The sequence below is a fragment of the Geodermatophilus ruber genome, assembly GCF_900114385.1.
GTDB lineage: Bacteria > Actinomycetota > Actinomycetes > Mycobacteriales > Geodermatophilaceae > Geodermatophilus > Geodermatophilus ruber.
The window spans coordinates 442678-467613 of record NZ_FOSW01000001.1 but is presented as its reverse complement, the minus strand read 5'-3'; the positions used below and the strand labels follow the sequence as shown (position 1 = coordinate 467613).

At 74.3% G+C, this 24936-nt stretch carries 24 protein-coding genes and 1 riboswitch; of the genes, 10 read left to right on the top strand and 14 right to left on the bottom strand.

Going from position 1 to position 24936, the window contains the following annotated elements; genetic code table 11:
- Positions 1 to 51: 51 nt before the first annotated feature.
- From BMZ50_RS02365 to gdhA, 4 genes are all read left to right on the top strand, one after another.
- Positions 52 to 1440, top strand: coding sequence for a TldD/PmbA family protein (locus tag BMZ50_RS02365; protein WP_091320801.1), 1389 nt, complete (start codon positions 52 to 54; stop codon positions 1438 to 1440).
- A 266-nt stretch (positions 1441 to 1706) separates the two neighbouring features.
- The gene (locus BMZ50_RS02360; protein ID WP_091320799.1) at positions 1707 to 2009 is read left to right on the top strand and encodes a hypothetical protein; all 303 of its coding nucleotides are present in this window, start codon (positions 1707 to 1709) and stop codon (positions 2007 to 2009) included.
- A gap of 200 nt (positions 2010 to 2209) precedes the next feature.
- A complete protein-coding gene (locus BMZ50_RS02355; RefSeq protein WP_091320797.1) occupies positions 2210 to 3208 on the top strand; it encodes a C40 family peptidase in 999 nt (332 codons plus the stop codon).
- Positions 3209 to 3383: 175 nt separating this feature from the next.
- Positions 3384 to 4733 carry an NADP-specific glutamate dehydrogenase gene (gene gdhA, locus BMZ50_RS02350; RefSeq protein WP_245753266.1) on the top strand — a complete coding sequence of 450 codons (1350 nt, stop codon included), beginning with the start codon at positions 3384 to 3386 and terminating at the stop codon, positions 4731 to 4733.
- A gap of 94 nt (positions 4734 to 4827) precedes the next feature.
- Here the strand turns inward: gdhA and BMZ50_RS02345 are convergent, their stop codons facing one another.
- The gene (locus BMZ50_RS02345; RefSeq protein WP_218146054.1) at positions 4828 to 5811 is read right to left on the bottom strand and encodes a glycoside hydrolase family 26 protein; all 984 of its coding nucleotides are present in this window, start codon (positions 5809 to 5811) and stop codon (positions 4828 to 4830) included.
- 61 nt (positions 5812 to 5872) lie between these two features.
- Complete coding sequence (locus BMZ50_RS02340; RefSeq protein ID WP_091320792.1) at positions 5873 to 6907, bottom strand: uroporphyrinogen decarboxylase family protein; 1035 nt, start codon at positions 6905 to 6907, stop codon at positions 5873 to 5875.
- Positions 6908 to 6963: 56 nt separating this feature from the next.
- On the opposite strand from BMZ50_RS02340, the gene BMZ50_RS02335 reads away from it, so the two are divergent.
- The gene (locus BMZ50_RS02335; RefSeq protein ID WP_091320790.1) at positions 6964 to 7542 is read left to right on the top strand and encodes a gamma carbonic anhydrase family protein; all 579 of its coding nucleotides are present in this window, start codon (positions 6964 to 6966) and stop codon (positions 7540 to 7542) included.
- A 72-nt stretch (positions 7543 to 7614) separates the two neighbouring features.
- On the opposite strand, the gene metX is transcribed toward BMZ50_RS02335, so the two are convergent.
- From metX to BMZ50_RS02310, 5 genes are all read right to left on the bottom strand, one after another.
- Positions 7615 to 8691 (bottom strand): homoserine O-acetyltransferase MetX, encoded by a 1077-nt coding sequence (gene metX / locus BMZ50_RS02330; protein ID WP_091320788.1) that lies wholly within the window; start codon positions 8689 to 8691, stop codon positions 7615 to 7617.
- 11 nt (positions 8692 to 8702) lie between these two features.
- The gene (locus BMZ50_RS02325; RefSeq protein WP_091320787.1) at positions 8703 to 9995 is read right to left on the bottom strand and encodes a bifunctional o-acetylhomoserine/o-acetylserine sulfhydrylase; all 1293 of its coding nucleotides are present in this window, start codon (positions 9993 to 9995) and stop codon (positions 8703 to 8705) included.
- 44 nt (positions 9996 to 10039) lie between these two features.
- A riboswitch (SAM riboswitch) is annotated at positions 10040 to 10154 on the bottom strand.
- Positions 10155 to 10208: 54 nt separating this feature from the next.
- On the bottom strand, positions 10209 to 10901 hold the full coding sequence (locus tag BMZ50_RS02320; protein WP_091320785.1) for a hypothetical protein: 693 nt from the start codon (positions 10899 to 10901) through the stop codon (positions 10209 to 10211).
- Positions 10902 to 10924: 23 nt separating this feature from the next.
- Entirely contained in the window at positions 10925 to 11914 is a 990-nt protein-coding gene (locus BMZ50_RS02315) for an iron-siderophore ABC transporter substrate-binding protein (RefSeq protein ID WP_091320784.1), read from the bottom strand.
- Between the two features lie 114 nt (positions 11915 to 12028).
- Positions 12029 to 12856 (bottom strand): ICP22 family protein, encoded by an 828-nt coding sequence (locus tag BMZ50_RS02310; RefSeq protein ID WP_091320782.1) that lies wholly within the window; start codon positions 12854 to 12856, stop codon positions 12029 to 12031.
- Positions 12857 to 13986: 1130 nt separating this feature from the next.
- On the opposite strand from BMZ50_RS02310, the gene BMZ50_RS02300 reads away from it, so the two are divergent.
- On the top strand, positions 13987 to 15018 hold the full coding sequence (locus BMZ50_RS02300; RefSeq protein WP_091320778.1) for a zinc-binding dehydrogenase: 1032 nt from the start codon (positions 13987 to 13989) through the stop codon (positions 15016 to 15018).
- A 28-nt stretch (positions 15019 to 15046) separates the two neighbouring features.
- Here BMZ50_RS02300 and BMZ50_RS02295 read toward each other — a convergent pair whose 3' ends face one another.
- The 7 genes from BMZ50_RS02295 to BMZ50_RS02265 form a co-directional block, all read right to left on the bottom strand.
- Positions 15047 to 15844 (bottom strand): amino acid ABC transporter ATP-binding protein, encoded by a 798-nt coding sequence (locus BMZ50_RS02295; RefSeq protein ID WP_425431984.1) that lies wholly within the window; start codon positions 15842 to 15844, stop codon positions 15047 to 15049.
- Positions 15841 to 16812 carry an amino acid ABC transporter permease gene (locus tag BMZ50_RS02290; RefSeq protein WP_091320775.1) on the bottom strand — a complete coding sequence of 324 codons (972 nt, stop codon included), beginning with the start codon at positions 16810 to 16812 and terminating at the stop codon, positions 15841 to 15843. The genes BMZ50_RS02295 and BMZ50_RS02290 overlap by 4 nt, the downstream gene beginning before the upstream one ends.
- Positions 16813 to 16826: 14 nt before the next feature.
- On the bottom strand, positions 16827 to 17714 hold the full coding sequence (locus tag BMZ50_RS02285; RefSeq protein ID WP_218146053.1) for an ABC transporter substrate-binding protein: 888 nt from the start codon (positions 17712 to 17714) through the stop codon (positions 16827 to 16829).
- Between the two features lie 98 nt (positions 17715 to 17812).
- Positions 17813 to 18337, bottom strand: coding sequence for an Rv3103c transmembrane domain-containing protein (locus tag BMZ50_RS24930; RefSeq protein WP_177212598.1), 525 nt, complete (start codon positions 18335 to 18337; stop codon positions 17813 to 17815).
- Positions 18334 to 19233 (bottom strand): mechanosensitive ion channel family protein, encoded by a 900-nt coding sequence (locus BMZ50_RS02275; protein ID WP_091320773.1) that lies wholly within the window; start codon positions 19231 to 19233, stop codon positions 18334 to 18336. The genes BMZ50_RS24930 and BMZ50_RS02275 overlap by 4 nt, the downstream gene beginning before the upstream one ends.
- Positions 19234 to 19341: 108 nt before the next feature.
- Positions 19342 to 20127 (bottom strand): thioesterase family protein, encoded by a 786-nt coding sequence (locus BMZ50_RS02270; protein WP_091320771.1) that lies wholly within the window; start codon positions 20125 to 20127, stop codon positions 19342 to 19344.
- Positions 20128 to 20147: 20 nt separating this feature from the next.
- Positions 20148 to 20522, bottom strand: coding sequence for a hypothetical protein (locus BMZ50_RS02265; protein WP_091320769.1), 375 nt, complete (start codon positions 20520 to 20522; stop codon positions 20148 to 20150).
- 267 nt (positions 20523 to 20789) lie between these two features.
- Between BMZ50_RS02265 and BMZ50_RS02260 the strand changes: the two genes are divergently transcribed.
- From BMZ50_RS02260 to BMZ50_RS02245, 4 genes are all read left to right on the top strand, one after another.
- Entirely contained in the window at positions 20790 to 22664 is a 1875-nt protein-coding gene (locus tag BMZ50_RS02260; protein ID WP_245753264.1) for a BCCT family transporter, read from the top strand.
- 97 nt (positions 22665 to 22761) lie between these two features.
- Complete coding sequence (locus tag BMZ50_RS02255; protein ID WP_245753262.1) at positions 22762 to 22905, top strand: VOC family protein; 144 nt, start codon at positions 22762 to 22764, stop codon at positions 22903 to 22905.
- A gap of 42 nt (positions 22906 to 22947) precedes the next feature.
- Positions 22948 to 23898, top strand: a complete 951-nt coding sequence (locus BMZ50_RS02250; RefSeq protein ID WP_091320765.1) for an EamA family transporter — start codon at positions 22948 to 22950, stop codon at positions 23896 to 23898.
- Between the two features lie 87 nt (positions 23899 to 23985).
- The gene (locus tag BMZ50_RS02245) at positions 23986 to 24912 is read left to right on the top strand and encodes a siderophore-interacting protein (protein WP_091320762.1); all 927 of its coding nucleotides are present in this window, start codon (positions 23986 to 23988) and stop codon (positions 24910 to 24912) included.
- Positions 24913 to 24936 lie beyond the last annotated feature (24 nt).

The following is a 24936-nucleotide window of genomic DNA, read 5'->3' as shown; positions in this document are numbered from 1 at the left end:
CGAGCGGGCTGTGAGCACCGCAGCGAGCGCCGGCGAGCGAGGAGCGGAGCGATGAGCTGGTCGCGTCCGCAGGAGGTGGTCGAGAAGGCGCTGGCCGCCTCGACGGCCGACGGGCAGGTCGCCTTCGTCGTGGAGAGCTCGGAGGCCAACCTCCGCTGGGCGAACAACAGCCTGACCACCAACGGGTCCATGCGGTCCCGCCAGGTCGTCGTCATCTCCTTCGTCGACGGCGGCGCCGGGATGGCGGCCGGCACGGTCGCGCGCACCGGCAGCCCGGACATCGCCGACCTGGTCGCGGCCAGCGAGCGGGCCGCCCGGGACGCCGGTCCCGCCGAGGACGCGATGCCGCTGGTGTCGGAGACCCCGCCGGGCAGCGGGGACTGGGACGCCGACGCCGCGGAGACCTCGATCGGCACCCTCTCCGACTTCGCCCCCGCCCTCGGGCAGGCCTTCGGGGAGGCGCGCGACCGCGGGGAGCTGCTGTTCGGCTTCGCCGAGCACTCGATGGCGACGACGTACCTGGGCACCTCGACCGGGCTGCGGCTGCGGCACGACCAGCCCACCGGCCGGGTGGAGCTCAACGGCAAGAGCGGCGACATGAGCCGCTCGGTGTGGGCCGGCGCCGGCACCCGGGACTTCACCGACGTCTCGGTGGAGGCCCTGGCCGCCGAGGTGGAGCGCAAGCTGGGCTGGTCGAAGCGCCGCATCGAGCTGCCGGCCGGCCGCTACGAGACGCTGCTGCCGCCGTCGGCGATCAGCGATCTGATGATCTACGCCTACTGGACGATGGAGGCCCGCGACGCCGACGAGGGCCGCAACGTGTTCGCCAGGCCCGGCGGCGGCAACCGGATCGGCGAGCGGCTCGCCGCGCTGCCCCTCGCCCTGCGCAGCGACCCCTTCGCCCCGGGGCTGGAGGCCACCCCGTTCCAGGCGGTGAGCCACTCCTCGGGCGCCGCCTCGGTGTTCGACAACGGCATGGCGACGCCGGCGATCGACTGGATCCGCGACGGCGTCCTCACCAACCTGATCCGCCCGCGCTACTGGGCACTGCGGACGACCGCCCCGGCCACCGCCGCGGTGGACAACCTGATCCTCGAGGCGCCTGGCGCGACCGCGACCCAGGAGGAGATGGTCGCCGCCACCGACCGCGGGCTGCTGCTCACCACGCTCTGGTACATCCGCGAGGTCGATCCGCAGACGCTGCTGCTCACCGGGCTCACCCGCGACGGCGTCTTCCTCGTGGAGGGCGGGGAGGTGACCGGTGCGGTCAACAACTTCCGCTTCAACGAGTCGCCGGTCGACCTGCTCGGCCGGATCACCGAGGCCGGCCGGACCGAGCGCACGCTGCCGCGCGAGTGGAACGACTGGTTCACCCGTGCCGCCATGCCGCCGGTCCGGGTGCCGGACTTCAACATGAGCTCGGTGTCGCCGGCGAGCTGACGCCGCCAGCTGACCCGGGCCCTCGCCACGCCGAGCAGCCGCCCTGCCGGTCCGGGTGTGACAACCGGTCCGTCACAGTTCTGGCGGATGGTGACCGTGACGGTATGCGTCTGCCTCAATACCGTAGGTGTCGCAGAGGCGGCCCCGTGAAGTCCAACTCTCGGCTGTACCGCCCCGCAAGACCGCCGAAACGTGGTGTGGGCAATTTTCTCGCCCCACCGCACACGGGCTCCGCGCTGCCGGGGCCGTCGAGGGGAGGACTCCCGATGACCAGGAGTCAGAAGCCGTCCGTCTTCCAGATCGGCCAGGTCTGGGACGACGGCGACACGATCGTGGTCTCGGGCTGGGGCCTGGGGCTGTGCGCCGCCGCCTGCGCCTGCCACCGCCATCCCTCCACCGGGCACCTGGCCATCGCCGAGGACCAGGCCGAGGGCCTCCTCGGGCTGGTGAGCTTCGCCGACAGCGGCTGCACCTGCTGCGAACCGTGGACCGCCGACGAGCTGAGCGCCGTGCTGCGCGACCTCGACACCGTCTCCGGCCTCGACGCCCAGGAGCCCCTCGCCGGCTGACGCGCCCTACCTGCCGGTTCCGACAGGACGGGCTCGCGGCGGGGCGCCGGGCGCCTCCTGGGGCGGCTGTGACGAACGGGACGACGCCGTCCCGGCCGGTCCGCGCGGCACCCCTACTTCGCGCCACCGTCTCCCTACCGTCCGTACGGACGCGCGGGAAGTCGCCCGAGGTGGGCGGCGCGCGGCGAGGGGAGGCAGGGATGCAGCACAACCGGACGACGTGCCGGCGCTGGCTCGGGGCCGCGCTCTCCGCCGGCGCCGCGATCGCCGTGGTGCTCGCCCCCGCGACTGCCGGCGCGACACCCACCAGCAGCGCCGACGCCGCCCGGCTCGTCGCCGAGGCCGGCCAGCAGCTGACCGGGCTCGAGGAGCAGGTGCACCAGGCCCGGCTCACCGTCGAGCAGCACCAGCAGACCGCCGCCGCGGCCGCGCAGGACGCGGCCGGCGCGCAGGCCGCCGTCGACGCCTTCGCACCGCAGCTGCGGGCCATCGCGCAGAGCGCCAGCACCTCGCAGTCCCGGCTGGCGGCCTTCCTCACCGGCGCCTCGGCCGCCGACGTCGTTCAGCAGATGACCACGCTGGACCTCCTCGCCAGCCACACCGAGGGGCTGCTCGCCGAGGTGGGCGCGGCTCAGACGGCGGCCGCCCAGGCCCAGGCCGCCGCGGCCGAGGCGGCCGCCCAGGCCACCGCCGCCCTCGCCGCGCTGGAGCAGCAGCAGGCCGAGGTGCAGGCCCGCATGGACGCCTACGAGGCGGACCTCGCCCGGCTGTCGGCCGCCGACCGGGCCACCGTCGCCACGACGCTGGCCGGCCCCTCGCTGCCGCCGCCCTCCGCCCCGGCCGCCCCCAGCGAGGCCGCCGGCGCCATCATCTCCGCGGCGCTGGCCCAGGTCGGCAAGCCCTACGTGTGGGGTTCCTCCGGTCCAGGGGGTTTCGACTGCTCCGGGCTGACCAGCTTCGCCTACCGGGCGGCCGGCCGCGCGCTGCCGCACTCCAGCCAGGCGCAGTCCCGGATGGGCGTGCCCGTCTCCCGCAGCGAGCTCCAGCCCGGCGACATCGTGTACTTCTACGCGCCGGTGAGCCACGTGGGCATCTACATCGGCGACGGCCGGATGGTGCACGCCCGCACCTTCGGCGTGCCGGTCGCGGTGACCAGCGTGGACATGCGCGGCTACGCGGGGGCCCGCCGCATCCTCTGAGCGCGCTCGGTGCGGCCCACGGCCCACGGCCAGCAGCTGCGCGAGGGCGGTGATCCGCCGGGTCGTGGGGCGGTCACCCCCGGGGATGCCGGCCGCCGGCGCCCCCCGCCGTGCAGGCGCCTTCGACCCGTTCCGTAGCGTTCCCGGGCGGCGATCGACCAAAGGGAGGCTGCGGGTGAGCGGCGAGGTTCCTGTGACGGTGCAGGCCATCTACGACGAGGTGCTGCGTCGTAACCGCGGTGAGACGGAGTTCCACCAGGCAGTGCGCGAGGTGCTCGACTCCCTCGCCGTCGTGCTGGACCGGCACCGTGAGTACACGGAGATGAAGACCGTCCAGCGGATCTGCGAGCCGGAGCGGCAGATCATCTTCCGCGTCCCGTGGCAGGACGACCGCGGCGAGGTGCACATCAACCGCGGGTTCCGGGTCGAGTTCAACTCCGCGCTCGGGCCGTACAAGGGCGGGCTGCGGTTCCACCCGTCGGTGAACCTCGGGATCGTCAAGTTCCTCGGCTTCGAGCAGATCTTCAAGAACGCGCTGACCGGCATGCCGATCGGCGGTGGCAAGGGCGGCTCCGACTTCGACCCGAAGGGCCGCTCGGACGCCGAGATCATGCGCTTCTGCCAGTCGTTCATGACCGAGCTCTACCGGCACCTCGGCGAGTACACCGACGTGCCGGCGGGCGACATCGGCGTCGGCACGCGCGAGATCGGTTACCTGTTCGGCCAGTACAAGCGGATCACCAACCGGTACGAGTCCGGCGTGCTCACCGGCAAGGGCCTGACGTGGGGCGGCGCGCAGGTGCGCAAGGAGGCCACCGGGTACGGCGTGGTCTTCTTCGTCTCCGAGATGCTCAAGGTCCGCGGCGAGACCCTCGCCGGCAAGGACGTCGTGGTCTCCGGCTCGGGCAACGTCGCGATCTACGCCGTCGAGAAGGTGCACCAGCTGGGCGGCCGGGCGATCGCCTGTTCGGACTCCAGCGGCTACATCGTCGACGAGAAGGGCCTCGACCTCGACGTCCTCAAGCAGGTCAAGGAGGTCGAGCGCACCAGGATCAGCGAGTACGCCGAGCGGGTGCCCGGCGCGCGGTTCGTCGAGGGCGGTTGCATCTGGGACGTGCCGTGCCAGGTGGCCCTGCCCTGCGCCACGCAGAACGAGCTGGACGGCGACGCGGCGGCCACCCTGGTGCGCAACGGCTGCATCGCCGTCGCCGAGGGCGCCAACATGCCCACCACGCCCGAGGGCGTGAAGGTGTTCCAGGAGGCGGGGGTCTCCTTCGGCCCGGGCAAGGCGGCCAACGCCGGCGGTGTGGCCACCTCCGCGCTGGAGATGCAGCAGAACGCCTCGCGCGACCGGTGGACCTTCGAGCACAGCGAGGCCCGGCTCGAGGAGATCATGCGGGACATCCACCACAGCTGCCACACCACCGCCGAGGAGTACGGCCGGCCCGGCGATCTGGTGCTGGGCGCCAACGTGGCGGGCTTCCTGCGGGTGGCCGAGGCGGTGCACGCGCACGGCCTCATCTGAGGCTCCCGCCGCGTCGTCCCCGGCCGCCGGGGACGACGCGGCGCCGCCCGGCCGGGTCCGGCCGCGGGGCTTCGCCGGGGCTCGTCCTCGCCGCTCACCGGAGGGTGGGTGCGGTGCGCGCGGCCAGCGCGGCGCGCAGGGCCTCGGCCGACGCGGGGCTGCTGGCGATCCGCCAGTCGGTCTCCTTGTCGTGGTCGAACCAGACGAACCCGGTGACGTCTGACTGGGCGTCGAGGTGGGCGACCAGCGCCCGGATCCAGGCGGCCTTGTCCCCGCCGGCCTCCGCCGAGGCCACCTCGCTGATCAGGATCGGGGTGCGGGGGGCGAGGCCGCGCAGCTCGCGCAGGCTGGCGTCGAAGAGCTGCTGCGGCGTCTGCCAGGCGGTCCAGCTCGTCGAGGTCCCCCAGTTGTAGCCGTCGAGACCGACGACGTCGACGTACCGCTTCCCGGGCCAGGTGGCACCGATCGGCGAGGAGCCGGGGAAGCTGACGTTCGGGTTCCACACGAAGGTCACGTTCGCCGCCCCGGCGTCTCGGAACAGCTGCACCACGTGCCGCCACGCGCTGACGTGCTGGGCCGCGGTGGTGCCCCCGCTGCCGACCGCCCACGGGTACCAGGTGCCGTTCTGCTCGTGCGCGAACCGCAGCCGGACCGGCCGGCCCCACGCGCGCAGCGCGTCGGCCCACTGCCGGAGGTAGCCGTCGTGCCGGCCGGCGGCGATGCTCGCCAGCGAGAACCGCGCCTGGTCGGTCGCGCCCCACTGCCACGGCTCCCAGGTGACCAGCGGCGTGGCGCCGCGGGCGGCGACCGCGTCGAGGCCGGCGATCGGGGGCGGGGTGGTGAAGTCGGCGTAGAAGAGGACGATCGCCGGCTGCGTCCCGGCGGACGCGGCCACGCCGTCGAGCTCGTCCGTGGCGGCCGGCCCGCCGGGCGTGGTGACGCCGAACTGCAGGAGCTGCGTGCGGGCCGCCGGGTCCCCGCTCGCCCGGGGAGCCGCCGCGGCGGGTGTCACGGCGGCCCCCACGAGGGCGAGGGCGGCGAGGAGGACGGCGGCCATCCGGCGGGGCTGTGCGCTCACCTGATCTCCATCGACCGTCCGGGCCGGGAACTGGAGCCCGGACCGGTGATCCGCGCCGGGGTCAGAGCTCGGCGCGCACGATCTCCGCGGCCCGGGCCAGCGAGCGCATCTTGCCCTCGGCCGAGGCGCGGGGCAGGTACTTCAGGCCGCAGTCGCTGGAGAGAACCAGCTTCTCGACGTCGACGTCGTCCAGCGCCCGGCGCACCCGGTCGGCGATCACCTCGGCGGTCTCCACCTCCGGGGTGGAGAGGTCGAGGACGCCCAGGGCGACGCCCTTGCCGCGCAGCGGGCGCAGGGTCGCCGGGTCCAGGTGCGACTGCGCGGTCTCCACCGACACCGTGTCGACCGGGGTGTCGGCCAGCTCGGACAGGAACGAGTAGCCCTCGGGCCGCTCGGCGACCATCACGGCGTAGCCGAAGCACAGGTGCAGGTGCACCGGCCCAGGGGCGCCCTCCACGGCCCGGGTGACCGCTTCCGCGCCGTACTTGCGGGCGACGTCCGGCCGGGCCTGCAGCCACGGCTCGTCGATCTGCACGATGTCGGCGCCCGCGGCGAACAGGTCGGCGATCTCGGCGCGCACGACGTCGGCGTAGGCCAGCGCCAGGGCGCGGTCGTCGGCGTAGTGGTCGTTCTGCGACTGCTGCGCCATGGTGAACGGGCCCGGCACGGTGATCTTCACCGTCCGGTCGGTGTGCGCCCGGAGGAACCGGACGTCGGCGGCCTGGATCGGCCGCCGCCGGGCGAGGTCGCCGGCCACCCGCGGCACCGGGATCGGCTTGCCGGAGCGGTTGATGACCGTGCCCGGGATGTCCAGGTCGATGCCGTCGAGCGCGGTGGCGAAGTGGTTGGAGTAGGACTCCCGGCGGATCTCCCCGTCGGTCAGGATGTCCAGCCCCGCCTCCTCCTGCGCGCGGATGGCCAGGAGGGTCGCGTCGTCCTGGGCCTCGGCGAGGAACTCCGGGGCCACCCGCCACAGCTCCCGGGCCCGCACCCGCGGTGGGAACTGGTGGGCCAGCTTCTCCCGGTCGATGAGCCACTCCGGCTGGGGCAGGCTTCCGACGATCGAGGTGGGCAGCGACGGAAGAGGCGCGGGCATGCCCGCCAGTCTGCCGGACGAGTGCGCAGCCGGCGTCACTGTGCTGGGGTGGGGGCGTGGCGGAGAACTACATCGCGGAGCTCCCGTTCGGCGCACCACGCATCCACGAGGAGGCCTTCGTGGCCCCTACGGCGGTGGTGGTGGGCGCGGTGACGATGGGGCCGAGGTCGAGCATCTGGTACGGCGCGGTGGCGCGGGCCGACGCCGAGGTCATCGAGATCGGGGAGGGCTCGAACGTGCAGGACGGCTGCACCCTGCACTCCGATCCCGATTTCCCGCTGATCGTCGGCCGCGGGGTCACCGTCGGCCACCGGGTGGTGCTCCACGGCGCCCGGGTCGACGACGACGTGCTCGTGGGCATGGGCAGCGTGGTGATGAACGGGGCGCACATCGGGTCCGGCTCGATCGTCGCCGCCGGCGCGGTGGTCACCCAGGGCACCAAGGTGCCGCCGGGCTCGCTGGTGGCCGGCGTCCCGGCGAAGGTGATCCGCCAGACCGGGGACGACGACCTTGCGCACATCCGGGGCAACGCGGCCAGCTACACCGACCGGCTGCCCGCGGCGCGCAAGGTCCGCCCGGTGCTCCGTCAGCCGCTGCCCCCGGCCGGCGAGGTGCCCGGCGACGCGATGGACTGAGCGCCGCCGCGGGCTCCTGTCCGGGGAGGGCGGGCCTCGGGACCGGGCCGTCCGGGCAGGAGCCGCGGGGAGTCAGGTCGCCAGGAGCTCGCGGACCAGCGCGGCAACGGCGTCGACCTCGATGAGGAAGCCGTCGTGCCCGTACGGGGAGGCGATCACCTGCAGGGGGACGCCGAGGCCGTCGGCGACCCGCCGCTGCAGTTCCAGCGGGTACAGCCGGTCGGTGTCGACGCCGGCCACCACGGCCCGTGCGGTGACCCGGGACAGCGCCGCCGCGACACCGCCCCGGCCGCGGCCGACGTCCCAGGAGTTCATCGTCTCGGTCAGCACCACGTAGCTGCCGGCGTCGAACCGGCGGGAGAGCTTGCCGGCGTGGTGGTCGAGGTAGGAGGCGACGGCGTACCGGCCGTCGTCCTGCACCGCCGCGCCGAACCGCTCGTCGAGCTCGAGCCGGCTCCGGTAGGTCAGGTGGGCGATCCGCCGGGCGATGCCCAGCCCGTCGACCGGCCCGGGGCCGGGCAGGTAGTCGCCGCCGGCCCAGGCGGGATCGGCGCGGATGGCGGCCTGCTGGGTGGTCTGGGTGCCGATCTGGTCGGCGGTGGCCGCGGCGCCGGAGGCGAGGAACAGCAGCGCCGCCACCCGCTCGGGCAGCGCCACCGCCCACTCCAGCGCCCGCATGCCGCCCATCGAGCCGCCGAGCACCGCGGCCCACCGGTCGATGCCCAGGGCGTCGGCCAGCGCCGCCTCGACCCGCACCTGGTCGGCGACGGTCACCTCGGGGAAGCGGGACCCCCAGTGGCCGCCGTCCGGTCCGGGCGACGACGGCCCGGTCGTCCCCTGGCAGCCGCCGAGCACGTTGGCGCAGACGACGAAGAACCGGTCGGTGTCGAGGGCCGCGCCCGGACCGACCAGGCCGTCCCACCAGCCCGGCGTGGGGTGCCCGGGCCCGGCCGGGCCGACGACGTGGCTGTCGCCGGTGAGCGCGTGCTCGATCAGGACGGCGTTCGAGGCGTCCGGCGCGAGCGTCCCCCACGTCTCGTAGGCGATCCGTACCGCGGGCAGCACGCCCCCGCGCTCGGGCCGGAAGGGTCCGGGCAGGTCGAGGAAGAGCCGGTCACCGACCGGATCCCCCTCGACCCACCCGCCCATCGCCGGACGACCTAGGCGCTCTTGGCCGCGCGGAAGCCGGCCTCGAGGTCGGCGAGGATGTCCTCGATGCCCTCGAGGCCGACCGCCAGCCGCACCAGGCCCGGCGTGACGCCGGTGGTCAGCTGCTCCTCGGGGGTCAGCTGCGAGTGCGTGGTCGACGCCGGGTGGATGACCAGGCTGCGGACGTCGCCGATGTTCGCCACGTGGCTGTGCAGCTCCAGCGCCTCCACGAAGCGCTTCCCGGCCTCGACGCCGCCGTGCAGCTCGAAGGTCAGCACCGCGCCGGCGCCGCGAGGGGCGTACTTCTGCTGGGCGGTGTGCCACGGGGAGGACGGCAGGCCAGGGTAGTTCACCCGGTCGACGGCGTCGTGGCCCTCGAGGAACTCCGCGACCCGCTGGGCGTTGGCCACGTGCCGTTCCATGCGCAGCGACAGCGTCTCGATGCCCTGGACGACGAGGAAGGCGTTGAAGGGGGAGATCGCGGGGCCGAGGTCGCGCAGCAACTGCACCCGCGCCTTGAGCGCGTAGGCCGGTGCCCCCAGGTCGGCGTAGACCACGCCGTTGTAGGTCGGGTCGGGGGTGGTGAAGCCGGGGTGCCTGCCGCCGCGCCAGTCGAAGCCGCCGCCGTCGACGATCAGGCCGGCGATGGCCGTCCCGTGCCCGCCGAGATACTTGGTGGCCGAGTGGACGACGACGTCCGCGCCCCACTCCAGCGGTCGGACCAGGTACGGGGTGGCGATCGTGTTGTCGACGATCAGCGGGACGCCGCTGCGGTGGGCCACGCCGGCGACGGTCTCGATGTCGAGCACGTCGCCCTTCGGGTTGCCGATCGACTCGGCGAAGAAGGCCTTGGTGTTCTCGCGGACCAGGGACTGCCAGTTCTCCGGGTCGTCGGGGTCCTCGACGAAGGAGACGCTGATGCCGAGCTTGCGCAGCGAGTGGTGCAGCAGGTTGTAGGTGCCGCCGTAGAGGGAGGCGGAGGCGACGACGTGGTCACCGGCCTCGGCGACGTTGAGGATCGCGAGGGTCTCCGCCGCCTGCCCGGAGGCGACGGCCAGCGCAGCGACCCCGCCCTCGAGCGATGCGACGCGCTGCTCGAGTGCGTCCTGCGTCGGGTTCATGATCCGCGTGTAGATGTTGCCGAGCTCGGCCAGTGCGAACAGGTCGGCCGCGTGCTGGGTGTCCCGGAACTGGTAGGCCGTCGTGGCATAGATCGGCAGGGCGCGCGCGCCGGTCGTGGGGTCGGGGCTCGTGCCGGCGTGGATCTGCCGGGTCTCGAAACTCCAGCTCTGCGGGTCGGTCATGCGCCGGGCTCCTCTCGATCGGGAGACCCCGCGGCGCGCAGGGAGCTCCGTCCTTGCCGGCAGCGGGCGCCGTCCGGCCGGCTCTTCCCCTGGAGCACCTCAGACGGAGTTGAGGTTGCCGGGCAGCCAGCCAGGTGCTTTGCACTGCCTCTCGTGAGCCAGCGGTGATCCTAGAGTGACCCTCCGTCCCATCCGCCACAGGGGTCCCGGGGGTCACCCCACGGCGAACCAGATCGCCTCGGCGCGGGCGGCGACCTGCCCGTCGGGCCCGACCAGCGCGGACGCCGTGACCGAGCGGCGACCGTCGCGGCCCAGCACCCAGGCCATGAGCACGAGGTCGGCACCGAGGGGGACCGGCCGGTCCTGCCGGGCGGTCATCGTGCCGAGCACGGACGGGCCGGAGCCGGCGAGCGGCTGGAACGACGGGCAGTCCAGCGCCGCCCACACCGTCTCCGGCGCCGCCTGGCCGCCGGAGGAGGGGACGTCCCCGGCCGGCTGCAGGACGCCGGCCCACACCTGCGGCCGGTCGGGCAGCGGGCCGACCCGGGAGCGCAGCCCCTCGTCGGCCGCGCGCTCGGTGCCGCAGCCCCAGCAGCCCGGGAACGGGTGGTCGTCCCAGGGCGGCAGCGCGGACACCGCCGCGGCGGCCTCGGTGACGGTCGGAGGTTCCGGGACCTCGAGGTCGAGGGCGGCCGGCTCGGCCCGGGCCAGCAGTTCCTGGCCGTCCAGCAGTTCCAGCGCGTCCCCGGTGCGCAGGGTGAGCTCCCGGTCCAGCGGCACCGGCCGGCGCAGCCGGACACTCACCGCCGGGGCGGCTACCCGGGCAGCCAGCGAGCCGGCCAGGTAGCCGCCGTTGGCCGTGCCGGGCGGACCGCAGAAACGGGCGGGGACGGTCAGGGAGGTCACGCCCGCAGCCTAGGGAGCACCGGTCAGGCGGCCGGCTGCTCCACCGCCGTCGCGGGGTCGCCGTCCGCGGCCTGGGCCAGCGCCGGGACGACGAGGTCCATCAGGTGCGGCAGGGACAGCGGGCTGCCGAAGCCCAGGGCCGCGGTCACCTCGCCGTCGAAGGTGCCGATGTACACGGTGCGGTCCTCGCGGACGACGGCGAGCCCGGAGAAGAGCGGTTCCCTGCTGATCTCCTCCCGGGTGTACCCCCCGGCCACCAGGACGTCCTGGTCGAGCGCGTCCATCCGCTCGAGGCTGACCTCTCCGGTCTCGGCGGGGGGCGCGAAGCCGAGGTCGGCGAAGAACCGGTTGCGCAGGTCCTGCTCCTCGAGGACGAAGTGGCTGTCCACCGAGCCGTAGTCGACGGCGAGGGCGCGGTCGGCGAATTCGGGGTGCACCGACCGCACCTCGGCGAAGCGGGCCTCGACGTCCTCGACGAGCTGCTCGGCCTCCTCCTCCCGGCCCAGTGCCCGGCCGGTCAGCAGCGTCTGCTCCTGCCAGGGGGTTCCGCCGACCTCGTACTCGTCGGATTGGGCGACGACGGGGGCGATGCCGGAGAGCAGGTCGTAGGTCGCCTCGTCCATGAAGGAGTAGACGCCGACGATGAGGTCCGGCTCGAGGGCGGCCACCGCCTCGATGTCGATCTCCTCGCCACCCACCGTCGGCAGCACGTCGCCGTCCAGGAGGTCGGCCGCCCACGGCCGGGCGTCGTAGTCGTACCCGAGGTACTCACGTGTGCCCACGGGCGTGATGCCCAGCGCGAGGACGAAGTCCTGGTCGTTGAAGCCGACGGTGACCACACGCTCGGGCGCCTCGGGGATCTCGGTCGTCCCGAACATGTGCTCGAGGACGACGGGGAAGGTGCCGCCGGTGTCGGCTGCGGCCTCCCGGGGCCCCGGATCATCCGAACCGCAGGCGGAGAGTCCGAGACCGAGGGCGAGGGTGGCGAGAGGGAGAAGACGTCGCGTCAGCACCGACGCAGGTTAGCCTTACCTAACCCACCTGACCAGAGGTTTCGTCGCTCACCGTTCGAGGCGGTGCTGTGGGCCCCGGATGCGCGGAGCATCCGGGGCCCACAGCAATCGGCATCACCCGAGGCGGCGTCCCGCCCGGTGCCGTCCGGCCGCCGTCAGCCCGAGGCCCACAGCCAGCGTGAGCAGGCCGGCGAGCGCCGGGACGGCGACGCCGGCACCGGTGTAGGCCAGCGCGCCGCCGACGGTGTCCGCGTGGAGGTCCGCTGTCCCGGACGACCGGCCCGCCAGAACGGTCCCGCGCGGGTCGGCGGCGTGCTCCCCCGCCGACGCCGCCGGACGGGTGTCGGGGCGATCACCCCCGTCCGGGCCGTTGCCGGGAGCCCCACCGTCGCCGGGGGCCGGGGCGCTGCCGATGGTGCAGCCGGCAGAGGCGTCGCCGAGGCCGCCGACGGCGTTGCCGCAGACGGTCATGGGGACGTCGACCTCGAGCACGCCACCGTCGGAGCCCTCCCCGGGAGCCGGGTTGCCATCGGGACCCGTGCCGGCGCAGTCGGCCGCTGCGTCGCCGAGGACGCCGACGGCGTTGCCGCAGACGGTCAGCGGCACGTCGGCGTCGAGAAGGCCATCGGCGTCCGCGGCGTGGGCGGGTGCGGGCGTTCCGCCGGGTGCGGTGGCGTTCCCGAGGACGGCGATCGCGTTGCCGGTCACGGTGACCGGGACGGTCACGTCGAGGAGAGCGTCTCCCTCGGCGTCGCCCGGCGCGGCCGCGGGTGGGGGTGCTGCCGTGGCGGCGTCCCCGAGGATGCCGATGGCGTTGCCGGTCACGGTGACCGGGACGGTGAGCTCGAGGCTGTCCGAGGCCGAGGCGACACCGGCGCCGACGGCCAGCAGGCCCCCGGTGAACAGTGCCGTCTGCAGGCCGCGTGCGACCCAGGTGTTCATGGCGTGACTCCTGACTGGATGCGGAGATCCCGCGGCCCGGGAGGGGCACGGGGTGGTGCGCTCGGCCGGCTCGGGGCCGGCGGCGCCGCACTCAGTCGGGGGAGTAGGAGGGGTCGCCGACCGCGAGCCGGACGGCGACGCGGGCATCGTCGGGGGCAGTACCCGGAGCCGGGATGAGGGCGCTGGGGGCCATGGCCGGAGCCGCCCCGGCCGGCTGGTCCCCGCCGGCGCGGCCGCCCGACCCGGCGCAGTGCGTGCCGGACCCCGGCCACCCCCCCCCCCCCCCCCCGGGGGGCCCCCCCCCCCCCCCCCCCCCCCCCCCCCCCCCCCCCCCCCCCCCCCTCCGCGCCGGTGCTCGGCCCGCCGGCCCCGCTCGGGACGCCCCCCCCCCCCCCCCCCCCCCCCCCCGCGGCGGGGCGGGCGGCTCGGGCGGGGAGGGAACGGCCGCGGAGGCGTCCGGCCGGGGCGTCGCGGCGGCGGCCGGCACCAGGGCGGGGCGGTCGGTGACCGAGGGGGCAGGCGCCTCATCCACGGGCAGGAGATCGACCGGCGCGCCGGCGGCCGGCGGGAGCGGCGTCGGGGCCGTTGCCGGGGCCGGGAGCACGTCGGTGACAGGCAGGAGGACCTCGGTTGCCGGGGCGAGGACCTCGGTGACGGGGGTGAGGACCTCGGTGACGGGGGTGAGGACGTCCGTGACGGGGGTGAGAGTCTCCGTGACCGGAGTGAGAGTCTCGGTGAGCGGGGTGAGGACCTCGGCCGCCGGGGCGACCAGCTCTTCGAGGTGCCTGGTCAGCGGCGGGACGGGAGGTGACTCCGCCGGGCCGGTGCCGGCCGACGCGGTCGCCTGGCCCGCCAGCCAGAGCCCCGCCCCCAGGCCCGCGACGGCGAGGGACCGTGCGGTGAGTCGCGCCAGGCGTGCGCGCCGGTGACCGGGGCGGACGTCGTCCGCCGTCGCGCCGTCGGACATCGCGCCGTCGGACATCGCGTCCCCCTTCCCGGCTCGCGGTCCCTCCTTCCGATGGAAAGGGAGGCGCGCGCAGCCCGCAGCGCCAAACGGGTCCTCCGATGGGGTGGAGACGTGGCCGGAGGGTGACGCTCGGTCACCGGATGCCGTGGGAGAGGCTGCGGGTGTGCGCGCACTGGTGTTCGAGACCTTCGGCGGCCCGCTGACCGTGAGGGAGGTGCCCGCGCCCGATCCGGCGCCCGGCGGGGTCGTCGTGCGAGTCGGGGCCAGCGGGATCTGCCGGAGCGACTGGCACGCCTGGCAGGGGCACGACCCCGACGTCGTCGTGCCGCACGTCCCCGGGCACGAGCTGGCCGGCACGGTGACCGCGGTGGGACGCGACGTCCGGCGGTGGCGGGTGGGGGACCGGGTCACCGTGCCCTTCGTCAACGCCTGTGGGGCCTGCGCGCAGTGCGCGGCCGGCGATCCCCAGGTCTGTCCGCACCAGACCCAGCCTGGCTTCACCCACTGGGGCTCGCTGGCCGAGTTCGTCGCCCTCGACGCCGCCGACGTCAACCTCGTCGCGCTGCCCGACGAGCTGGGCCTCGCGACCGCGGCGGCCCTGGGGTGCCGGTTCGCCACCGCCTTCCGTGCCGTGGTGCAGATCGCCCGCGTGCAGGCCGGTGAGTGGGTTGCCGTCCACGGCTGCGGCGGGGTCGGGCTGTCGGCGGTGCAGATCGCGGCGGCGGCCGGCGCCCGGGTGGTCGCCGTCGACGTCGCCGAGGGCGCACTGGCGCTGGCCCGGCAGTTCGGCGCCGAGCACACGGTGGCCGGCGGAGGCGACGGGGTGGCGGATCGGGTCACCGAGCTGACCGGCGGTGGCGCGCACGTCTCCCTCGATGCGCTGGGTGCCGCCGCGACCTGCGAGAACTCCGTCCGCAGCCTGCGCCCGCGCGGCCGGCACGTGCAGGTCGGGCTACTGCCCCCGGCCCAGGGGCGGCCGGCGGTGCCGATGGAGCGGGTGATCGCCCTGGAGCTGCAGGTGCTGGGCAGCCACGGCATGGCCGCGCACGCCTACCCGGAGCTGCTCGGGCTGATCGCCGCCGGGCGGCTGCGGCCGCAGGAGCTGGTCACGCGGGAGCTGGGCCTCGACGAGGCCGGCGCCGCGCTGGCCGACGTCGGCCGGACGCCGGGCATCGCGGTGGTGACCAGCTTCTAGAGCGCGGTGCTGCGAGAGGACCGTGCTGCTAGAGCACCTTGGAGAGGAACGCCTGGGTGCGCGCGTGCTGGGGGTCGCTGAGCACGCGGCGCGGGTCGCCGGACTCCACGATCACTCCGTCGTCCATGAACACCAGGGTGTCGCCGACCTCCCGGGCGAAGCCCATCTCGTGGGTCACCACGATCATCGTCATCCCGGACTCGGCCAGGCCGCGCATCACGTCGAGCACCTCGCCGACCAGCTCGGGGTCCAGCGCCGACGTCGGCTCGTCGAAGAGCATCAGCTTGGGCTCCATGGCCAGCGCCCGGGCGATCGCCACCCGCTGCTGCTGCCCGCCGGAGAGCTGATTCGGGTAGGAGTGCACGCGCTCGGCGAGGCCCACGCGCTCCAGCAGTTCGACCCCGCGCGCCCGGGCGGCGTCCTTGCGCACGCCCTTCACCTGGGTCGGCGCCTCGACGACGTTCTCCAGCGCGGTCATGTGCGGGAAGAGGTTGAACCGCTGGAACACCATGCCGATGTCCCGCCGCTGCGCGGCGACGTCCCGGTCGCGCAGCTCGTGCAGCTTGCCGCCGCGCTCGCGGTAGCCGACCAGCCGGCCGTCCACCCACAGCCGGCCGGCGTTGATCTTCTCGAGGTGGTTGATGCAGCGCAGGAACGTCGACTTCCCGGAGCCGGAGGGGCCGATGACGCACACCACCTCGCCGGCGGCGACCTCCAGGTCGATGCCCTTGAGGACGTCGACGTGGCCGAAGGACTTGCAGACCGCCTCGGCGCGCACCATCGGCGTGGTGGACAGGGGGAAGGGGGACGGGACGGCTTCGCTCACGTGGACCCCCCCACCCCGCGGGCCCGCCGCGCGGCCCGCTGCGCCCGGGTCTCGCGGGTGCCGACCCCGCGGCTGAACCGCTTCTCCAGGAAGTACTGCCCGATCATCAGCAGGCTGGTCAACGCGAGGTACCAGAGGATCGAGGCGACGGCCATCGGGATGATCTGGAACGTCCGGCTGCCGATCGCCCGCAGCTGGAAGTTCAGCTCGGTGGTCACCGGCACCGCGATGAGCAGCGAGGTGTCCTTGAGCATCGCGATCGTCTCGTTGCCCGTCGGCGGGATGATCACCCGCATCGCCTGGGGCAGCACGATCCGGCGCATCGTCTTGCCGCGGCTCAGCCCCAGGGCGCTGGCCGCCTCCGCCTGACCGGGGTCCACCGACTGGATGCCGGCCCGCACGATCTCGGCCATGTAGGCGCCCTCGGACAGCGCCAGCCCGAGCAGCCCGGCGGTGAACCCGGCGAAGATCTGGTTCCCGTTCAGGCTGAGGAAGCGCCAGTCCGCCTCGAAGCCGAAGAAGTCCATCAGCTGCTGGTCGAACGGGATGCCCAGGTCGTAGCTGGCGTAGAGGGCGCCCAGGTTGGCGATGAAGAACAGCAGCACGATCCGGGGGATCGCGCGGAAGAACCAGATGTAGGTCCACGCCGAACCCGAGACGATCGGGTTGGGCGACAGGCGCATCACCGCGAGGACGATGCCCAGCAGCACGCCCAGCACCATGGCCAGGATGGTCATGATCAACGTCGTTCGCGCGCCGCGGAGGACCGCGGGGGTGAACATGTTGTCGAGCATGAAGTCCCACTGGAACACCGGGTTCGTGACCAGCATGTGGACGAACATCGCCGCCAGCACCGCGATGATCGCGGTGGCGACCCAGCGGCCGGGGTGCCGGACCGGCACCGCCTTGATCTGCTCGGGCGGTGCCGGCCGGGTCGCCGTGTCGGTGCTTCCGGGCGGGGAGGCCATGGCCGCGGGTGGGGTCAGCCGACGGTGGGGTTCACCGCGGGGTCGGTGATCGCGCCGTCCTCCACGCCCCAGCGCTGCAGCACCTCGGTGTAGGTGCCGTCGTCGATGAGCGACTGGACGGCGTCGCGGACGGCCGCGGCGAACTCGGGCTGGTCCTGCCGGATCACGTACCCGTAGGGGGCCGAGTCGTAGATGTCACCGAGCAGCTCGAGCTGGCCGCGGGTCTGCTGGACGGCGTAGGCCATGACCGGGGAGTCGGCCAGCACGGCGACGTTGCGGCCGGAGACGACCGCGGCGGTGGCGTCGCTCTGCGCGTCGTACTGGTCGATCGTGATCGCCTCGTTGCCGGCGGCCGTGCAGGCCTCCGAGCGGGCGGTGATGTCGTCGACCTGCACGGTGCCCCGCTGCACGGCGATGGAGAGCCCGCAGGCGTTGTCCGGGTCCACGTCCTCCGGGTTGCCCTGCTTCGTCGCCCACTGCGTGCCGGCGTTGTAGTAGCTCACCATGTTGGCCTGCTGCAGCCGCTCGGGGTTGATCGTGAACGAGGAGACCCCGGCCTCGTACCGCCCGGAGCCGACGCCGGCGATGATCGAGCCGAAGTCGGCCGTCTGGAACTGCGCGTCCAGGCCCAGCTTCTGCGCCACCAGCTGGAACAGGTCGACGTCGAATCCGACGATCGTCTGGCCGTCCTCGGCGATGTCGGCGGGCACGCGGGCGGCCAGGGCCTCGTCGGCCTCGACCGTCGGCAGCGGTTCGCCGGTGGCTGCCGCTCCGCCGGTGCTGCCGGTGCCGCCGTCACCGCCCCCACCGGAGTCGTCGCCGCAGCCGGCGAGGACGAGGGTGGCGCCGGCGAGTGCCGCGACGGTCGCCCGCCCGCGCCGGGTCAGGGTTCGGATGGCCACGGAGTGTCTCCCTCCACGAATGCAGTTCGCTGATCTTGCCCTGCGCACCGCCCGTGTGGCGCGGCGGGGAGCGTTGTGCGCGGAGGTCGTGTCGGCGGTCACGGCGCCGAGGTGCCGGTCGGTGTCGGTTCCGGGGCCTCCGTGGTCGTCGGCAGCGCCGGGGCGCGGGTCGTCGTCGGCTCGGACGGGGAGGTCGTGGGTTCCTGCTCCGTGGTCCCTCCGGGCGCCGTCGGCTCGGGGGTGGTCGTCGGCGCCCGCGGCGTGGTGGTCGGCGCCGAGGGCTCGGAGCTCTCCGTCGGCCCGGTCGGCCCGGTCGGCCCGGTCGGCCCGGTCGGCTCCGTCGGCTCCGTCGTCCCGGTGGGCTCGGCCGGCCCGGTGGGCTCCGGGGCCGGCGCGGGGGTGGTCTCCGCCGGGGTGTCGACGGTGGTCCCGACCCCGGTCACCTCGGGCTTGACGTAGAGGTAGAGCAGGCCGACGGCGAGGAAGAGGACGGCCAGCACGAGGGTCGAGGTCCGTGCGCGGCCGAAGTGGTGGGGGACCTTGGACCACCAGCCGGTCCGGGCGGACGGCGGGGCGGCGGCGGCCACGGGGACCTCGGTGGTGTCGCGGTGCCGAGGGCTCACCGGGCGCCGTCCCCGGGGACGCCGGTGAGCGCCACGGTGGAGGCGTCCGTGGTCGGGATGGGCATGTCCTGCATGCCCTCCCGGCGGAACGCGTGCACGATGCGGGCCCGCAGGTCACGGCCCACCTCGAACTGCTTGCCGGGCAGCGTGCGCGCCACCATGCGGACGTGGACCTGGTCGAGGTCGATGGTCTCCACCCCCATCACGCTGGGCGGGTCGAGCAGCAGCGGGCGCATGGCCGGGTCGCGGAAGGCGTCCTCGCCGACCTGGCGCAGGATCTCGTTGACCCGGTTGACGTCCATGGACGTCGGGACGGGCACGTCGATGACCGCGCGCGCCCAGTCGCGGGACAGGTTGACCACCTTGACGATCTGCCCGTTGGGCACGGTGACGACCTCGCCGTTGGGGGAGCGCAGCCGGGTCACCCGCAGGGTCACGTCCTCGACGGTGCCGGTGGCCGGGTCCCCGCCGCCGACGACGGCGATCTCGACGACGTCCCCGAACCCGTACTGCCGCTCGGTGATGAGGAAGAAGCCGGCCAGCACGTCGCCGACGATCCGCTGCGCGCCGAAGCCGAGGCCGACGCCCAGCACGGTCGCCGGGGCTACCAGGCCGGTGATCGGGACGCCGAGCCGGTCCAGCACGAAGAAGACCGCGACCGCGTAGATCAGCACGATCAACGTCCAGGAGATCACCTGGGTCAGCGAGTGGCGGTGCTTGGCCGCCTCGGAGCGGACCAGTGCGTCGCCGCCGGTGGCGCGGGCGTCGATCCGGTCGGTCAACTTGGTGCTGACCCAGGCGACGAGGCGGGCCAGCAGCACCGAGCCGAGGATGATCAGCACGATTTCCAGCCCGCGGCCGGCGAGCCAGTTGAGAAGTTCGGTCAACGGAGCCATCGGTTCACCAGCCTGACCGTCGCGGCGCCCGAATGCCAAACGCAGTGGTCAGCCTCGCCGGTCGGAACGGGTCGATGCCCGTGGGGCCGAGCCCGCGGGCTCGGGGGGTCAGCGGGGCTCGACGAACAGCGACTGCGTGGAGCGGCCGATCCGGCCGGCGGCGTCGTAGAGGTCGGCGAAGCACTGGCCGGCGCCGGAGGGGCCCAGGGTGGTGGCCGCGTCCAGGCCCAGCCACTCGCCGGCCGGCGGCCGGACGAGCGCGACGGACAGGTCGACGTTGGCGAAGGTGGCCCGGGTCCAGTCCAGGACGGCGGAGACGCCGCTGGCCGCGTCGGTCATGACCAGCAGGTGCTGCAGCGGGGTCATCGGCTCGCCGTCCACGAGCGCGCACAGCGGGCGGGTCCAGGCCGCCGCGGGGCCGGGTGCGTTGAACGACCCGTGCGCGAACCGCCACTCCAGGGCCCGGTGGTAGGCGACGTCGGTGGTGAAGAAGTCGGCCGTCTCCGGCCGGCTCCGCTGCGGGTCGGGCAGCGCCGGCGCCGGCTCGGGGGTGCCGGCGGCCTCGCGCACCCGCATCCGCCAGGCGGTCAGGCGCATCAGCGGCCGGTCCGCCCCGTCCGCGGTCAGCTCGGCCTCGACCAGCTCGATGCGCTGGCCGGGGCGCAGCAGCCGGGCGGTGACCCGCACCGGGCCCACCGGCACCGGGCCGAGGATGTCGTAGGCCAGCCGCACGGTCTGCCCGGCGGGGATGCGGCCGGCCCGCTCGACCTCGCGGGCCAGCAACGCCGCCGGGGGGCCGGCGTGCTGGAACGCGGGGTCCCAGGGGCCGATGGTGAGCTCGGTGGCGAGGAAGACGCCGTCCTCGGGGAGGTACAGGGCAGCGGGCAGGTCCATGCCTGCAGTCTGCCGACCGGTCACCTGCCGGACCGGCGGGTCTCCCGGACCGCCACCGCGGTCCAGCCGGCGGCCAGCACCGCCGCGACGATCCACAGCCACCGCAGCGAGCCGGCCGGGTTGGCGAGCACGAGCAGCACCGCGACGACGAGAACGGCCCCGGCCAGCGGCGTGAGGTGGAGCAGGGCGCGCGGCGTGTCCGGGCCGGGGACGGCGACGAAGACGACGAGGGCGGCGACGAGGAGGAAGGCGCACAGCGCGGCGAGGAACCCCGCCGTCACGCCGTACTCGGCCGGCAGCGCGACCGCCCCGAGGCCGCCGGCGAGCGCACCGCCGGCCAGCCCGAGCAGCGTGCGACGGCGACGGTCGGACCACCGCGGTCGCTCCGTGCTCATGGGTCTCCTCCCGGTCGGCCCGGCCGGCGCCGCGGCGGTGCCTAGTGATCCTCGTCACGGGTACCCGCCCTGTGAGGCGCTCAGCACCGGCGATCCGTCGGGTGAACGTGACAGCAATGTGCTCCACGTCACGTCCAGTTGCGCCAATCGCAAAGCGACATGACTGTGGATAGTCGCCCCATGGCTCCTGGTGAGGACAACCCGTGGGATTACACCGTGTCATCAAGTGAACGGAGGGGGCGCCGCACCCTGGGCGCCGGATTGCCTGTGAGCACAAGTACCACCCCCGTCCCCGGGCGGAACGAGAACTTCGCAGTCGACGTCGCCCCGGGCCAGACCCCTGTGGACGCCCCCTGCGGTGACCCGCACCCGGCTATCGCCGAGCCGCCCCCGCCTGTCGCCGACGAGAAGGGCCGGTTGGACAAGGTCGTCTTCGGCATCTCCGCGGCCCTGGCCCTCGCCTTCGTCGCCTGGGGTTTCCTCGCCCCGTCGAACCTGGGCAGCGCCAGCGGCTCGGCCCTGACCTGGATCGAGAGCAACCTCGGCTGGCTGTTCGTCCTGCTGGCCTCGGCGTTCGTCGTCTTCGTGCTGTGGCTGGCGGTCAGCCGGTACGGGCGCATCCCGCTGGGCCGGGACGACGAGGCGCCGGAGTTCCGGACGGTGTCCTGGGTGGCGATGATGTTCAGCGCCGGCATGGGCATCGGGCTGATGTTCTACGGCGTCAGCGAGCCGCTCTCGCACTACGTCTCCCCGCCGCCGCGCACCGTCGGGGCCGAGACGCCCGAGGCCGTGCAGACGGCGATGGCGACCACGCTCTTCCACTGGACGCTGCACCCGTGGGCGATCTACGCCGTCGTCGGGCTGGCGATCGCCTACGGCACGTTCCGCCGCGGCCGTCGCCAGCTGATCAGCTCCGCGTTCGCCCCGCTGTTCGGCGAGCGGCGCACGGAGGGGCCGGCGGGCAAGCTCATCGACGTCCTGGCGATCTTCGCGACCCTCTTCGGGTCGGCGGCCTCGCTCGGCCTGGGCGCGCTGCAGATCGGCAGCGGCATGGAGATCCTCGGCTGGGCCGGGGACGTCGGCAACGGCGTGCTGGTCGCGATCATCGCGGTGCTGACCGCGGCATTCGTGGCCTCCGCGGTCTCGGGTGTCGCCAAGGGCATCCAGTGGCTGTCGAACATCAACATGGTGCTGGCCGTGGTCCTGGCCGTCTTCGTCTTCGTCGTCGGCCCGACCGTGTTCATCCTCAACCTGCTGCCGACCGCGATCGGCAGCTACTTCGCCGACCTGGCGGAGATGGCCGCCCGCACGGAGGCCGTCGGCGGCGACGCCACGGCCGCGTGGCTGCGCGGCTGGACGGTCTTCTACTGGGCCTGGTGGATCAGCTGGACGCCGTTCGTCGGCGTCTTCATCGCCCGGATCAGCCGGGGCCGCACCATCCGCCAGTTCGTCTCCGGCGTGCTGCTGGTGCCGAGCGTGGTGACCCTGGTGTGGTTCGTCATCTTCGGTGGCGCCGGCATCGCCGCGCAGCGCGACGGTGTGGACGTCGCCGGGCAGGCGACCGCCGAGGGGCAGCTGTTCGGCGTGCTCGGCCAATTCCCGCTGGCCACGGTCATGACGGTGGTGGTCATGGCGCTGGTGGCGATCTTCTTCGTCTCCGGGGCGGACGCCGCCTCGATCGTCATGGGCTCGCTGTCGGAGGGCGGCACGCTGGCCCCGAGCCGGCGGACGGTCGTCTTCTGGGGCGCGGTGATGGGCGCGGTGGCCGCGGTCATGCTCCTGGTCGGCGGCGACGAGGCGCTGACCGGGCTGCAGAACCTCACGATCATCGCCGCCCTGCCCTTCGCGCTGGTCATGGTCGGGCTCGCGGTAGCGCTGGCCAAGGACGTGCGGTCCGATCCGATGATGCTGCGGCACACGGTGGCGGCCGAGGCCGTCGAGCAGGCCGTCGTCGAGGGGATCACCCGGCACGGCGACGACTTCGTCCTGGTGGTCGAGCCCGCGCCCGATACCGCTGGCAACGGCGTCGGGGACACCGGGGCGGCCCGCACGCCGGTCGCCGCGGTGCGTCGCCGCACGGAGAACCGAGGGCGCGGGGTGGCCGACGTCGGCTCGCCGGTGCCCGGTGACCGCTCCGACTGACCGGCCCTCCCGGTCCCGCCGATGAGTTCCCCCGGTCGGCCCCGTCCTACCCAGTGACGGGGCCGACCGGGCCTCTCCATGACGGGAGCGACGCATCGTGCGGATGATCTTCGTGAACACCGCCGGCGGTACGCCGTGGATGCCGGCGCAGGACCACGGCTTCATGTACGGGCGCAGCTTCACCGACCCGGACGGCAACGTCTGGGAGGGCATGTGGATGGACCCGGCCGCCGCGCAGTGACCGGTAGGTGGCACGGGGCCTGACGGGGACTACATTCCGTCCGTGCCCCGGCCCGCTCTCGGATACGCCGCCACGCTCGTCGCCGCGGGGTTCTTCGCCGTCAACGGCACGGTCTCGACGCTCGCGCTGGAGGCGGGCATCGAGCCCACCCGGCTGACCGCGCTGCGCTGCACGGGTGCCGCCGTCGGCCTGCTGGTCGTGCTGGCCCTCACCCGGCCGCGGCGGCTGCGCCTGCGCTGGCGCGAGGTGCCGTTCCTGGCCGCCTTCGGGGTGGTCGGCGTGGCGCTGACCCAGTTCCTCTACTACGTGGCGATCGGCCGGCTGCCGGTCGGCATCGCGCTGGTCTTCGAGATGACCGCGCCGGTGTTCATCGCCCTCTACGTCTGGCTGGTCCGCGGCGAGCGTGTGCGCAGCCGGCTGTGGCTGGCGCTGCTGCTGTCGCTGTCGGGCCTGGTGCTCGTCGCCCAGGTCTGGCGAGGCGGCGGGTCGCTGGACGCCCTCGGGGTGGGCGCGGCGCTCGGGGCCGCCCTGTGTCTCACCACCTACTACCTCATGGGCGAGCGCGGCACCGTCACCCGCGACCCGGTGGCGCTGACCTGCTGGAGCTTCGTGGCCGCCGGGCTGTTCTGGTCGGTCGCGGCGCCCTGGTGGGAGTTCGACGCCGGCGTGCTGGGCCAGCGGGTGCCGGTGTCGCTGGGCTCGCTGGCGCTCCCGCTGTGGGTGCTGGTCGCCTGGATCGTCGTCCTCGGGGCCATGGTGCCCTTCTGGCTGTCCATCGCCGCGCTGCGGCACCTGTCGCCGACGACGGCGGGGCTGGTCGCCACCGTGGAGCCGGTGCTCGCCTCGATCGTCGCCTGGCTGTGGGTGGAGCAGGTGCTCACCGGCTGGCAGGTGCTCGGCGGGCTGGTCGTGCTGGTGGGGATCGGGCTCGCCCAGACGGCGCGGGCGAGGCCCGCGACCGCCCCGGTGCCGGAGACGGTCGCCCCCTCCTGAACGGGCCGGGGGCCTTCCCTCGGCGGGGGTGCTCAGGTTAGCCTCGCCTAACCCGCGCCGCACGAGCGCCGAGATCGGAGACGCCGCATGACCCTCACCGCGCAGCCGGAGGTCGCGACCGCCCCGGAGTGGGCCTTCTTCGACGTCTCCGTGGCCGCGGTGCAGCGGTTGAGCCCGAGTTTCGTGCGCCTCACGCTCACCGGCCCCGAGCTCGCCGGCTTCGGCGCCGCGGGCGACGACCAGCGGTTCAAGCTGGTCCTGGCGCGGGACGCCGACGGGCTGCGCCGGCTCATGGCGCACGGGTCGGACTGGTACGTCGAGTACTGCGCGATGCCCGAGGACCAGCGGCCGCACATCCGCACCTACACGGTGCGGGCGGTCCGCCCCGAGCGCGCCGAGCTCGACGTCGACGTCGTCCTGCACGGGATCGAGGACGGGCACGCCGGCCCGGCCGCGCGCTGGGCGGCGTCGGCCGTCCCGGGGGACCGGGTCGTGGTGCTGGGTCCGGACCGGCCCGGGCGGGGCCGGCCGTGGGGCGTGGAGTGGGCTCCGCCCACGGCGGCCCGCTCGCTGCTGCTGGCCGGCGACGAGACCGCCGTGCCCGCGGTGTGCGCGATCCTGGAAGCGCTCGGGGACGGTCCGCGCCGCGTGAAGGCCCTCCTCGAGGTGCCCGAGGCCGCGGACGCGCTGAACCTCGTGCTGCCGCCGGGCGTGACGGTGCGCTGGCTGCCCCGGGAGGGGGCCGCCCGCGGGTCCCTGCTGGTGCCCGCAGTGCACGCCGCGCTGTGCGCGCTGGGTGTCGCGGCGGCGCCCGGTGAGGCCCCCGAGGAGGTCGACGACGGCGACCTGCTCTGGGAGGTCCCGGACACCGATGCCGCGGCGGGCTGCTACGCCTGGTTGGCCGGGGAGGCCGGGGTGGTCAAGCAGCTGCGCCGCCGCCTGGTCGGCGACCTCGGGGTGCCCCGCGGCGCGGTGGCGTTCATGGGTTACTGGCGGCAGGGGCTCGCCAGCTGAAGAAGGAGCCCGTCCTCCCACCCC